This window comes from Limisphaera ngatamarikiensis, assembly GCF_011044775.1.
Lineage (GTDB): Bacteria > Verrucomicrobiota > Verrucomicrobiia > Limisphaerales > Limisphaeraceae > Limisphaera > Limisphaera ngatamarikiensis.
The window spans coordinates 127,355-141,366 of the sequence record NZ_JAAKYA010000012.1; the positions used below are offsets into that span (position 1 = coordinate 127,355).

Here is a 14,012-nt window from a genome sequence, read left to right on the forward strand (position 1 = left end):
GGAAGGCTGTCCGCCGGGGCCCTCGTCATGTGCCGGGGACGGGCGTTAGGAGCCGGACCGGGCCGAACAGTCCGGATCGCATCAGTGGGGTGTCCGGCCCGAACTTGCGGATGTTGGTGCGGGTGCGACGTTGCTCCGGCGGCAGGCCGGCATCGCCGATGAGTCGGTTGGGCCAGAAATTCACCACTTCAATGGTCAGCCGGTTCTCGCCATTTCTCAGGGCGGGGCTCAGTGGCACCCGGAAGGGGGGCGTCCAGACGATGCCGCAGGAGACGCCGTTGAGATGGACCTCGGCCAGTTCACGCAGGTCGCCCAGGTCCAGCCAGACTTCGGCGGGCGGATTGTTGGTGAGATCCTGCGGCGGCCAATGGAATGTGACCTCGTATCGGGCCGTGCCGGAGTAGTGGCGAATGTCCGGGTGCGGGTGTTCCGTCCAGCTGATGAGCCGGTCCAGACGCACCTCGGTCAGGCTGGACCATGCGGGATCGAACCGGAGCCTCCAGGGCCCCTGGATTTCTTGAACCGGCCGGTAACTTGGGAAATTGGGTTGGCCCGTGGGCGGGTGCATTGTTGCGGGGTGGCGGAAGATGACGAACCAGGAACCACAGGGGGCGAACTCGAGGGGGAGGGAAACGCGGGAACCTTCGAGCTGGTAATCGCGGGCGAGGCGGCGCTGGCCTGTGACGGGGTCCCACAATTCCGGTGCCCTTTCCTGGACGCGGAATGTGGCGCGGACCCGTGTGGCGTTGGTGCCCCGGTGGGCGACGAAGTAGATGTCTGCGCCGTCGGTACGGCGGTGGATGTAATCCAGGTCGGCAGGGCCGGCACCCGGAAGCGGGGTCCACTCAAAGTCGGGTGGAACACCGAGTTCCCTGAGAACGTCCCGGGCTCCGCGGTCGGCGATGATTCGTCGCGGCATGGGCCCCTGCGCGGTCAGGCGCGGTGGTGGTGCGCCGGTGGGCCCCCACAGGGCTTCCACCAGGGCGTGAAATTCCGCGTCGCAACGGGGGTAATCAGTGAGGGTGCCGGGGCTGCGGGGGCGTTGTCCCACGACAATGGCGCCCTGGTCCACGAAGGTTTTGAGCCGGCGCAGCACCGGGAGTGAGATCACGCCAAGGTCGCGGAGGGCCAGGACGCGATAGCTCATGCCGTCGGGCAGGACAAACCGACCGTTGCGGAACTCCATGCGTTCGATCAGGACCTCTGCGGTGACCACGTCGTAGTCGTAGCCCGGCAGGATGCCTGCAGGATCGCTGCTCTTCAGCTGGGCGAAGTTGGGGACATGATCGCCGTAGTAGAAGGCCACGTCGGCGACGAACAGGCCCTGTTGGAGGAGGAACTGGCATCGGTTGATGTAGTCGAAGAACGGCCGTCCCTTGTTCCACCAGGTGACCAACGGGTTGAGGTGGGTGCCGGCGAAATACTGCTGGCCCGGCACGCCCTCGCTTTCGGGGGAACAGACGAAGGCGTGCCACACCAGGAGATTCATGCCCTCGGTGCAGGCTTTGTCGAAAGAGGGCTTGAGGTTGTCCCACAAGGTCTCCTGCCAGTGGGGTCCGATGGTGGTGAATCCCTCCGCCAGCACCAGTTTGCGGCCGTAGGTGTGGGCGGCCGAGGCGGGTTGTTTGACGAAGAACCGGTTTGCGTCGCCCACCCGGTGGCGCCATGACCAGGCCCAGAACTCGCTCATGGGCGCGTCGTTGAATCCGAGGCACTGTTGGGCGTCGATGGGGACGGCATGCGGTCCGCCGCTTTCCGGGTGGATGAGCATGCCGTGTCGGTGGGCTCCGTCGCGGAACAGCCGATAATGATGGTCGATGGCCAGGTCACCGAAGGTACGACGGAAGTCGTTGAGGAAGCGGTTGCTTTCCTCGCGGCTGTTGACGATGCGGCCGGCCAGGACGGGCAGCCATGGTTTGAGGTCGTAGCCGCGGCGTCGTTGGAACTCCCGGGGCAGGGTGGGTGTCCAGTTGGCCACCTCCACCTCCCAACTGTCGGTGTGGAGGTATTTGAGGGTGCGACCGACGTGCGGGCCGGCGTATTCGATGAGTTTTTCCACCACGGCGTCCCAATAGCGGCGGAACGCGCCGTCGTCGAAGGGGTCGATCGCGTAACCGTCCCAGCCCTCGCTGCAGGTGGAGACGTAGCAGTGGTCGTTGAGGGTGTAGCCCAGGCGGAGGATCTCCCAGTCGCCCTCGGGCACGTCCCATTCCAGATGCCCGTCGGGGCTCATGTGGTGACTGATATCCAGCACGGTTTCTGCGCGCAGATCCTCCTCGCCGGGATGTTCCGGCCATTCTTCGAAGAGGGGCCTCGAATCGGGGGCCGAGAAGGGTTCCAGAGTGCGGTGCATGGCCTTTTGGGCCCAGTTTTTCAGGGGACGCGAGCGACCTCTGGCGGGCGGGAGAATGCCCTGGTTACCTTCCAGCCAGAGCTCGGCCACTTGAACATTGCGGCTTGCGTCCGGGAACCGCGGATCGCGGGATCGCAGGAAAACCACCCGGACGGCCCGGACACGGGCGGTTGGGAATTCGACGCGGGTGACGCCCTGTCGGGCGGCCCGGAAACGGCGCAGGAGCCGGAACTCGCGGCCGTCTTCAGAGAGCCAGAGTTCGGCTTCGCGCGGTCCGTAATCGGGTCGGGGGATCAGGCCGACTGCATGGATTTCTTTGGGCGTTGGCAATCGCAATTCGAGCCATTCGGGTTGATCCGGTCTGGGGCCGTCACCGGGGTTTTTTCCATCGGACACCCACCAGGTCTGCTCGTCGCCATCCAGGGCCTGGTGCGGGGGATGGGGCTCCTGATGTGAGCTGGCGTGGATTTCGGGGGCGGCCTCGTCCCGGGCTGGCCCCGGCTTTAAGGGATACGCCAGGACGTAGAGGTCGCGGTAGAATCCGTCGCGGGCCTCGGGCCGTGGGAGGGCCAATACGGCCCGGGTGGGTCCGTGGACGCGGGTGAAGGTCCAAACCAGTTTTTTGGGGGCGTCTTCGGGCGGGACCATCGGGCCGCCGAGGTTCCATCCGCTCTGGATGTTGAGACTGATTTCGAGTCCCAGCCGGGCGGCCTCGTCGAGCGTGTGCCGATAAAGTTTCAGCCATTCGGGGGAGAGGAAGGTGGCGCCGTGGGGCACGCGCTGGTTGCCGTCCTGATTGGAACCGTCGGCGTCACAAAGAATAGCCCCTCCGAAGCCCTTGGCTTTCATTTCCTCCAGGTCACGCGTGATGGCTTCGGCCGTAACGTTGCCGTTCAACCACCACCAGTAGGCTCGCAGCCGTGCTTCGGGTGGTGGCGACTCAAAGCCGCTTTCCAGCGGGTCGGCCCCTGCCCGGATCTCGTGCGGGCCGAGGAGTGGCGCGATTGCAAGGAGGCCATGAAGCAACCGGGTCATGATCCCCGGGATGGCCCGGATGGAAAGGGCGGCTTGCACGAAGCGATTGGGTCCCCTCGGGACAGGGGTTGGAACCGTTTGGGCAATTCGTTGGACCTTGGGCAACCTCATGGCAGAGTTTTCACAGCCGTCAGCGATCGAACTCCAGGTGGTATTGGATCCGGTAAAAGCGCGCCTCGGTCAGGCGCGGAAAGACAACTTCCCAAACCTCGGCCGCGCCCGTAAAGCCGATTCGCCTCTGGCGGATCGGGCTGACCGGGCTCCAGCCCCGGAGGTCGGTGGATTGGAGGAAAGTTTCAGTCAGACCGATCGGGGCGGGGTGGCGGAAAATCGTCCAACTCACCTCGGTTGCGTTGTAGCCGCCGGGGCCCCAGCCGGCGGTGCCCGAGCCTGGATTGAGAGGATCCGTGCCGGTGGCGAATTCCCACAGATTGGGCAGTTGATCCTGGTCCGGGTCGGCTTGTGGATCTACCTGTTCGGGTTGTTCCAACCGGTCGGATGGAAACCGGGTTAGCACCCAGTGACCGTAGGTGCCGGCGCGAGCGCGTTCGACGAAAACCAGCTCGGCAACCTGGACGTTTCGGGGCTGGTTGGTGTTCCCCCGGTCATAAGCCCCCAGGAGGAGCCACAGCGCATTGGTCGCGACCTCGGGAGGGTGCAAGGTGACCTGGAGGGGTGCGTCAGGCGGGACGGGCCCTTCATAGACCAACCGGCCACCGGGAGGTGGATTGCTTCCGGGCAACGGCTCCGGGACATCTAGGAGCAGCCGGACGTAACTGGGTCCGTAGCCGCCGTTGTCGGTCCGGGGCCACAGAGTGGCTCCGGAGAGGGCCACCATACGATCCCAACTCACCCACAACCATTCGGCCCGGTTGGTGGGCCCGTAGAGCGAAACCCAGAAAGTATCCTGGCGCCCGTCCAGGACACGATCGAAGGTGTAACTGCCCTGGGTGGAGGAAGCCGCGCCCCGGCTGGGCGGAACGGGGTAGGGTGGATACGGATCGCTTTGTGGAAGGTTCACTTCCATGGTCCGGAGCTGTCCGTCCCGGCCCGGCCAGGTAAGCCGGCCGAACCTGCCGTCCGTCTGCCATTGGACCTGCGCGGCGTGTTGTTCCAGCTCCGCAGCCGTTTGCGCAGGGAACCAAATGGCCCACCGAACGCCGGCGGGTGCCTGGGGTAGAAAACGCAGTTGATCCTCGGCCGCCCCCAATATGTTGTAGCCACTGGCGGCCCGGTATTCGAACCAGCCCGCCGGACCTGCAACCACGCCGTGGCGGTCATCCACACAAACCCAGCGGTTGGTGATCTGGATTACCGTTCCTGAGCGGTTGGTGATCCATGCTCGGCCGCCGCTCCACGTGAGACCCCGAACCCCGCCGGTGAGCGGGTCGTTTTCGATCCCACCGATGAACGCTGCCGGGTCCGCGGTTGCCGGGGCACCGGTCGGATACGGCACCTCGATCAGGGCAAACGTGTGGCCGTCGCAAAACACCTGTGCCAGGGTCCAGCCGGCGGTGCCGTTGGTCAGCGCCAGGGTGGCTTGGAATCCGCCGGAGAACGTCTGCAGCTCCCGTAACGCGGCGTCCGTGGGCGGGCCGAGTTGACCCAGGCCAAGAATCCCCGGCAACCGGGGTGTGGTGAGAAAGGCCTCCTCGGGAATGGACCGCGCCGCCGGTTCAATCACGGCCATGACACGGCCCGGTTTATAACTGATCGAGAATGAGCCGCGGTCGGATCGGAGATGAATGACGCGAACGTCGGGCAGGTGAAGGAACGAGGGGCCGGGCGGTTCGATGGGCCCGGTGGGGTGGGCATTGACCCGAGTATGAAGCCAGGCAATGGCGGTGCGGCGGGCCTCCACGGCTTCCCGGTAAAACCCGCCCCCACTGGGGCCGACAAACGTGCCATCGCCGTTCACCATTTGCCGGTGTCGCACCAGCCGGGCGACCTGCTCGTGGGCCCACCGGGCCAGGGGGTCATTGAAATGGGTGGCCAACCAGGCCAGGTAACTGTTGTGCTCGAAGTCGTGCAGTTCCCAGTCCAGTCCGGCCGGATAGGCAAAGTCACTCGAGTCGAGCAACAGCGGCGCCAGTATGCGGTTCCAGACCTCGAGCACATTATGTTCGGCAAATGGTTCCAGTTCTGCTGCGACGGCCGGGTTGGCCAGTCGTGCCATCAGCAGAGAATCTCCCAGGGACATACCACCCACCATTTGGTAGGTGGGATGGAAGAACCCGTGGTTTTCGAGTGCGTAGCTCGGATACAACGTCGTGGTGGTAATCCACGGGGCCAAGGGGTCGCCGGCCGAATCCGCCACGGTGTAGGTGTTCACCAGGTAGCGTTTGGCCGCATCCAACCACGCCGGGGCGTTGGAATGACCGCTCAACCACGCGGCACCCAGGGTCAGGATATTGCTGTTCCATCCGTTTTCCTCGGACTTGGTGTCGCCGATGTAGCCGGAGGCCGGCGGGATGGCGGCGCGGTAGTTGCATTCGTCAGCCACAACGCGCTGCACCATGGCCACCGTGTTGGAGGGCAACCGGTCCTGCACCAGCAGACAGGCCAGGCCCATGGACCCGGCCCAGAGGGCGGTTTGCCAGCCCCGACCCCACCGGCGGCCGTCCCGGCACAGATACGGGCCGGTCACGTGGGTCTGGGCCGCGTATTCGAGTGCCTGCCGCAGCTGGTCCAGACGTCGGACTGTCTCTGGTGCGTCCGGATCGGCGTACACAAGTGTGGCACAAGCCACCGCCACGCCGCAGGACCCGCGAATGCCGCCGTTGCCGCTACTGTTGCCGTCGCCCCAGTAGCCCGTCCCCGGCGGCGCCCCGGCGTGCGTGGCCTGCCGCCAGATCGTTTCCCCGTAGCGCTCGAAATCGCGCAATGCCTCCAGGTAGAGCGGATTCGACACGGCCCGGCCGGGCACGATCAGCAGAGCCAACGCAAGTGCAAGCGGGGCGCGTACCCGGTCGGCGGTGGCCGGGTCCGGCACAGGGCGATGCGGATTCCGATCACTTGCCGGGTCGGCGAAGGCTTTATGCGGCATCGATGGTATGGGCATCGGGTGGTGGAACTGACGGACCGGTCGAGTGGGCGTGGATCAAGCCTGCGTGCCTGAGGACAAAAAGGCCGTCCGGTTCCGGCATGACCATCAGGCTGCCGAACCGGACGGCCCCGGCAATGGGTCTGTACGACCCGGCTCGTGCGTCACAGAGCTCGACGCGAGCGGCCTGCGGCGAGCAGGGCCAAGCCGGTCAGCAGCAGTGCGCCGGTGGTCGGCTCAGGCACGACCGTCAGGGTGAAGGATTGGATCGCGCCGCCGGGGTTGTCCGTGGCGTTGCGGTCGCGGCTAAACCCAATACCGCCGATGGCGGTTTTGGCCGCATCCGGCACATTGACGGTCCCCCGGCTCGTGCCGTTCAGGAAGAACTCGGCGGTCCAGGTGCTTGCCGTGGTATCAAGGACGATCTTGATCTCCACCGGCTGTGAGGGATCCGCCAGGTCGCCGTTGAAGTCAGCCAGACCGCCACTGGTGTTGGGTCCCACGAAGGCCTGTTGATCTGCCGCAGTGGGATTGTTGCGGGTGAGCGCCCACAAGTAGGCGCCATTGTTGGAGTGGCGGACCTGGAAGCTTGTATCTGTCCAGTTCAGGCCTCCCGGCGGTGTGGCCGGCAGGAATCCAAACGCGATCCAGTTCGGTTGATTGTTCAGGATTGTGGCGGTGGCCGTGTAGATCAGCCCGTCTTGTGGCGTGAAGGGCAACCAGGCGGCCTGGCCGTTGGCCGAGCCGGCCACCAAGGTTTGCACGACGCCGTTGTCCAGGAAGACCGATCCGGCCTGCCACGCCACGCCGCTGACGGTCTCCGGTGTGCCGTTCAGTGGCCCGCCGGAGCCGTTGAACTGGTGATTATAGATCGTCAGCTGGGCCGACGCAGTGGCCAGCCCCGCGCCGAGGATCAGGAGTGCGAGTTGTTTTCTCATGGTTTCACGTGTTTCCGACCTTGTCGCATTGCCTTGAGCTGCGCAGCCATCACCGGTTACGTCAAGGCAACCGCAACCGGTAAAACATCGCGGGCCCGGTGTTGGACACGGGCACAACCACCTCAAATCCACCGTCCGAACCCACCCGGCCGGAGGCAACCGGCTCCCATTGACTCAACGGCCGCGTGACATCCGGACTGGCCACCACCGTATAGGAGGCGCCGGCAATTCCCATGGTACCGCGCAGCACCAAACTGCCCCCTTCGAGCCGCACCTGGCCAATGACCGGTTCAGGGGTGGTGCCGGGCACGACCCGCAAGGTCCCGTCGGTCGCCAACGTGCTGGTGTCCCATTGGAGACCCGGGCCGGGTGTGGGAGGTTCGATCCGCTCAAACGCGCCCGCCATGCTGGTGGCCTGGATGAGGGGCAACAGGTCGCCGGCCGCCAGTGCCTGACCCTGCAAGACGAGACGTAGCACACCACCCAATTGCATGTGGCCGGAGACCGAGAGGCGCCCTGCAACGATCCCTCCGTTGGTCTTGCCAACGGTGAGTTCCAGTACGCCCATATTTGTCAGGTTGCCGCTCACCTGGAAGGTTCCCGCACCTGACAGGGTTTGATGCGCAGCCACCGTGAAGGCGGCGTCCGACCGCGCGGTGGCGTCCAGAGCCGCTCCCGGGCCGATCCAGATCGACGCCGTGTTTGGGAGTCCGGCCTCACCCATGAGGATCAACCGACCGGATTCGATCCGCGTCGGACCGCTGTAGGGCTGCGTGGTGGTGAAGGTGAGCGTGGCCCCGCCGTAAGCGCGCAAGGTGAGGCCCACGGTGCGCGTGCCGCCGGCGGTGCTGTCAGCGATCTGCCCGTCGAAGGTCCAGGGCCGATCCGTGGCCACGGTGAGAATTGAATCCCGATTGGTGCTGCTGTTGGCAATCAGGCGCAGGCCGGACGCCTCGTTGCTCAGGCCGGCGACGGTCTGGTTGTAACCGGCCAGGTCGAAGGTCCCGTTGCCCAGCCTGAGGTAAGCCGACGGGCAGAGCGCGTCATCGTTGTCAATGGCCAGGCGACCGCCAACGATCAGGACGTACTGGTAGGTGCTGGCCCGGCCGTCGCCGGCCACCGTCCATACGCCGCCGTCGGTTTTGGCCAGCGCGCCCTGGGGCAGTTGGACGCGGCTGCGCAACAGGCCTGCGCCGTTTCCGCGCATGGCAAACTGGTAGGTGAAGTCCGGCCCTTCCACCGGACCGTCCACTTCCAGCCACGCGCCCGCTTCCTGGGAGAGGAAAATCGTGTTGTTCCCCGCCAGGAGGAGCCGGGCATGCACGGTGTTGGACCCGCTTTCGGCCCAAATGCTGGAGCGCCAGTCGTAGCTGGAGAACCCGTCCGACCAGTTGGTGGAGAAGAGCCGGACGGTGACGTTGGAGTCCACGACCGTTCCGCCCGTCAAACCAAAGATACTACCCAGCAACGGGCCGAAAGGCCGCACCACCACCTGCGTAACCGAGCCGAGCGCCCCGGGCCCAAAGACCAGCGACCCCTGCTCGACGATCACCCGGGCGGCGGCTTCCAGTCCGTTCGTGCCGAGGAGACGGAACGTGCCGGTGTTGCTGCTGATCAAGGTGCCGGACCCGTAGAGCGGTCCTTCGAGGTTCAACGTACCGGTGCGGTTGAACAGCAAGGTGCCCTGGTTGGTGACGGCCCCGCGAGGCAGACTGCCCCGGCTGCCTGCTCCGGAGCCGACCTGAAGGGTGCCGCCGCGGATTTCCGTTGTACCTTCGCCGAGGTGATCCACGTCCAGCGTCAGGGTGCCGCTGCCCTCCTTGATCAGCCGGGTGCGGTTGACCAGGCCGGCCCCACTAAAGGTGGTCAACTGATACTCACCCACGGTGTTGACGCGAATCTCGCTGGGGTTGACCGGAGCCTCGACGTAAACCACCGGCGCGTAGAGACCCGCGTCGTTGAAAAGCACGCGGTCGCCGCCCACAAACGCCGTGTCGGCCTGGCCATCGTTGTTGGAGTCCCAGTTGGCATCGGTGAAGTTCCAGGTCCAGCTCGGCAGTGGCATCCAGACCAGTTGGTTCGGGTTGCGCACCTGTACGGTCACGGGATCGCTGTAGACCACGCCGGCGGCATTGGACACCGCAAGCCGGTAGACCCCGTTGTCAGCCGGGCCGGCTACACTCACGGAGTAAACCTCCCGGGTGGCCCCGGGAATGGGTTGACCGTTTCGTTCCCACTGGTAGTAAAGCGGCGGCTGACCCGAGGCGGCGGCGGAGAGCGTGAAGGACTGGCCCACCGCCAGCGTTTGCGGTTCCGGCTGTGTCACCACCACGGGCAGGGGCGGGGCAAACATCATTCCGTTGGGCGGCCGGGCGATGCTGCTGATCCGAACCTCGTCGATGAGCCCGACAAAATTATTCTGCGAGGGGTTTCGCCCGATGTTGCCGACGACGAAGTCGGTGGGCGCCACGGGCAGATCGTTCAGCATGGTCAACGTGCCGATCAGGTTGGCCTCGGTCCGGCTCGGATCCATGCGCGTCCAGTAAAAGCGGAGATTGTCCGGCGTGTTTTCACTGCCGTTGTAGGTGACGGCGACGTGATACCATTGGCCCTGCTGGATGGCGTCCGGGCCGTCCGTGGGGATGGGCACGAAGAGGTTTTCGATGGGTGCCACGGCCTGGTGGACGTTGATGAACTCGAGGTACACGTAGGAATTGTTGTTGATGACGCCGATGGGGACGATGCGGAACTGGAAGATGCGCCCGCCATTGGCCTCGTCCTCGCCGGTGACGATTTGCATGGGCGCGCCGCGGCCGTTCCCGCCACTGGTTGTCGGTCCGTAGTTCACCGAAGGGTCAAAGTCGATCCGGACCAGGGCCTCGATGGTGAAAGCGCCTGTTACGGGATCGGCGTATGTCAGGCTCACGTTGTCTCCGGTGCCGTTGACCAGGGTGCGCGGCGCTGCGTAGGCGTCGCGATCAGTCCCGGCCGTGGCGTTGGGGCCGCCGTCGTAGGTGGAGAGGGAACCGCCAAAGCCCGGGTACGACACGTTGGTCAGGACGGCTCCGCCCCCCAGCACGCTCAGTTCCAGTCCACCGGGCACCGCATTGGTGACGGGCGGAGCGGGCTCGTCGAAGTGCCAGAGATGCAGCGTGTGCGCGTCGGGGGAATACGGCCCCACGATAATGGCCCGGCACAAGGCCGCCGTCAGGGCCAGGACCGCACAGGTCGCCCCCAACACCCAACTCCTGCCGTCCCGCATCTGCTCGCGCATAACGCCTCTACCGTTCGACATCGCGTTTTCCTCCCTACCTCCCATTGGGACCTGCCTGTGTCGCCCGATGTTGTTAGTGTAAACCAACACCATTTTTACCATCCGCCCTCTCGGAATGCCCATCCCCCGATCGGGGGATGCCCTTTCGCAGGGCCAAGGGCCCGTGGAGACGGGCCCGGGGGTGGCCGGGGCAAGCCGGGTGACGCCATTGTGGGCGGAGGAGGCACTGCCACGCCGGGAACGGGCGGGGCTGCCGCACCGGTCCACGGTCTGCGTTCGAGACTTGGGGTCGCAGCTTCCGGTGCGGGTCACCGCCTGCCATCTGCAGAGTCGGCCCGGCCGGGGACAAGAAAGGATAAAAGATCGGCCAGCTCGTTGACGGTGAGTACCTGTTCCCAACCCTCGGGCATGGCGGATCGGCCCAGCGAACTCATGGACCGCAGAGTCAGCCGCGAGACTGTCAGGGTCTCGCCATCCACGGTGCGAACCCAAACGCCTGCCGGGTTTTCCGAGACCACCGCGCCCAGGAGGTAACCGCGGTCGGCCGTGTCCACCCAACGCAGTTCGGCCCGGCTGGAGATCGTCTGATTCGGCTCGAGGAGGCGTTGGAGCACATAATGCCGGCCCCGCATGGCGGCCGCTTCAAGGTCCGGGCCGAACACCGTGCCCAGTCCCTGATACCGGTGACAGGACGCGCAGTGTTGTTGGAATAAGAGTCGTCCGCGTGCGGGGACGCCCTGGGCGGGCAGGTTGGTTCGCAGCGTCAGCAGGCGCTCAACACGATTGGTTTCGAGCGGGGGGCCAAAGAGTTTTTGGGCCCGGCTGTTTACCGCCAGGGAGGGGTACCGCCGCAGCCAATCCTTCTCCCACGGCCGCAACAGGGAGGGCGGAAACCGCCCTTGCTCCACGGCGTCCAACAGGACCACGGCCGACTCGGGCCGCGCCAACCAGAGACGCCAGGCCACCGGGCGCGCCTCCGGCGCAAGACCGGGCCAGGCCCGGACCCCCAGGGCGGCTGCATCGGTCCCTTGATAAATGCCGAGGGCGACCAGTGCGGCAGCCTGCACCGGGGCCGGTTCAATCGGAAGGAGCCTGGCCGCCAAAACCTCGTGGGTGACCGCATAGGGCAGGGCGGGCAGGAGCCGGATCGCATCGAGCCGGGTGGCTACGGGCAGTCCGCGATTGTCCGCCATCACCAGCGCCCGCTGCCAGGCCGGCTCAAACACATGCGCCGGTGCGTGCCGGGCGAGGGTGTCGCCCCGTTCCTGCAAGCCCTCCTGAAGGGCGCTGAGCAGGCTCAGGGCCAGCTCGACGTCCTCGGTCCGCTGAACGAAGGTGAGCGCCTGCTGAATCCCGGGGGTGTATTGCAAGCGCCCGAGCAACCGGGCCAGATCTTGAAGGAACAGTCGCCCGCCGGGATGACGGGTCAAAACCGGGTCCAGCACGGCCATGGCCATGCAATCGCCCGGTTCGCGGGCCAGACTCAGCAACACCGCCGCGCGGGTGTAAGGGCTTTCCGGCTGACGGCGCACGATGTCGAGTAGCGTCAGCTCGCGACCGGGCACGACGTACCGCGCCGTCAGCAGCGCCAGTTCATATCGCACCCGGGGTGATGGATCGGAACTGAGCCGCCGCAGAGGCACCCAGAGGTTCTCCGGCACGCGTGTGCCGGTATCGGCCATGGACGCCATCCAGCGTACCGCCTGAAGACGCACGCCCGGGTTGGTATCCTGCAACGCACGGCTGAGGATCGCCGGGTGCAACGCATTGAGACCGCCCAGGGCATTTAGCGCTGCCTCGCGCGCCATGGGGTTGCGCGCCACCGCCAGCATGTTGCTCAGAAGGGGGATGGCCGTGCGGTCCTGCCGCTGGTAAATCAAACGGGCGGCCGTTTCCCTTTGCCAGACATTGGAGTGTGCAAGGGCACGCAATACCTCGAGAAGGGGCGCTTCTTCGAGTTGGGGCGCGGGCGGATTCCGGAACTTTTCGGGTACAATCCGGTAAATGCGGCCGCGGTCGGCCCCCCGCTGGTGTCGGGCGCGGTCGTGTGGCTCCGCGGCCGATTCCATGGGCGGGTGAAGGTCAAAGTATTCCCGGTGCAGGTCCACCACATAAAGGGCACCCTCGGGACCGACGGTCAGTTGCATGGGGCGGAACCAGGGGTTGGTGCTGACGAGAAACTCCGAGCGATCCGACGCCGGGCGCAGGGCCATGCGTTCCGGGCCGGTCCCCACCAGTTTGTAACGGCGAATCACGCCGGCGCGTGCATCCGCCACAAACACATCGTTGCTGTACGCGGTGGGAAACAGGGCGCCGCGGTACACCGTCAGGGCGGTCACCTCCGAAAACCACCGTCGCGCAGGGGGTGAGCCCGGACGGTGTGTGGTGACCGGGCCGCCGGATGGAACAGCCGTCAGGGGCTGCTCGGCCAAGGGTCCGGTCAGGTCATGGAGAGCCGGAGGCAGCACGAGCCCCCGGGCCAGGTCCACATGGGGCGTCCGCCACAATTCCTCCAAAACCGGTCGCGCCGGCTGCGCCACCAGTTTGCAACCCTCGGCGTCAAACGCGACGGCGCTGGCGCCGTAACCACTCTCCACCATTGCCACCCCGCTGAGGGGGTCCAGAGCCAGGTCGTGGTCGTCCAGTCCCGCGCTGAGTGCGTCCTGCTCGGGCGAGGGTAGGAGAGTCAAACCCAACCCGCGCGCCGCCGCATGCAACCGGTTGTCCCAGCCCCAAGCCCAGTTGCGGATCCACAGGCCGTTCCCGGCCCGACCCCGCTGCTGTGCGGGCCCCGAATAAATCACCTCTTGAACGTCGGCACGCCCGTCATGGTTGGTGTCCTGGCAAAAAATGACCCGCGAACCGGACGCGACCAGGACGCCGTTGCTCCAGCAGAACAGGGCCGAAGGCGCGGCGATGTTGTCGGCGAAATCGTGGCTGACGTCCATCCGGCCGTCCCCGTCGGTGTCGATGAGAAGTCGGATTCGGCCCAGGTGCGGCGGTGCTTCATCCGGCTCGGGAAACGCCCGATGCTCGGCCACAAAAAGACGGCCGTTGCCGTCGAAGGCCATGGCCACCGGATCAAACACCAGGGGCTCGGCTGCGACCAGTTGGATGCGAAACCCGGGCGCAAGCTGGAACTCCGACTCCAGGGCCGCGGCGTTGGTCGTCTGTGCCCGGGCCCGGGCAGACACTGCAATGCAGAGCAGGCAAACTCCGAGGGCCAGGGATCCCCGCCTCCGCAAACGAGCGCTGGGACGAGCCGTCGCCCGGCCGTTGTCCCCCACCGCGTTTGAGGGGCCGTGGGCCCCGGCTTCAGTTGCCGCTGGCCGGCCCATGAGCCCGACGCGACCGTGCCCGGTCATGGGA

The 14,012-nt window shown here is 65.9% G+C and carries 5 protein-coding genes; all 5 read right to left on the reverse strand.

Features of this window, described 5'->3' with window-relative positions; translation table 11 throughout:
- Positions 1 to 25: 25 nt before the first annotated feature.
- Positions 26 to 3,427, reverse strand: coding sequence for a glycosyl hydrolase (locus G4L39_RS02290; protein ID WP_205880716.1), 3,402 nt, complete (start codon positions 3,425 to 3,427; stop codon positions 26 to 28).
- A gap of 91 nt (positions 3,428 to 3,518) precedes the next feature.
- Positions 3,519 to 6,434, reverse strand: coding sequence for a hypothetical protein (locus tag G4L39_RS02295; protein WP_165105583.1), 2,916 nt, complete (start codon positions 6,432 to 6,434; stop codon positions 3,519 to 3,521).
- Between the two features lie 161 nt (positions 6,435 to 6,595).
- A complete protein-coding gene (locus G4L39_RS02300; RefSeq protein ID WP_165105584.1) occupies positions 6,596 to 7,369 on the reverse strand; it encodes a PEP-CTERM sorting domain-containing protein in 774 nt (257 codons plus the stop codon).
- A gap of 61 nt (positions 7,370 to 7,430) precedes the next feature.
- Positions 7,431 to 10,664 (reverse strand): immunoglobulin domain-containing protein, encoded by a 3,234-nt coding sequence (locus G4L39_RS02305; protein WP_165105585.1) that lies wholly within the window; start codon positions 10,662 to 10,664, stop codon positions 7,431 to 7,433.
- Positions 10,665 to 10,951: 287 nt separating this feature from the next.
- Positions 10,952 to 14,008 (reverse strand): PVC-type heme-binding CxxCH protein, encoded by a 3,057-nt coding sequence (locus G4L39_RS02310; protein ID WP_205880717.1) that lies wholly within the window; start codon positions 14,006 to 14,008, stop codon positions 10,952 to 10,954.
- Positions 14,009 to 14,012 lie beyond the last annotated feature (4 nt).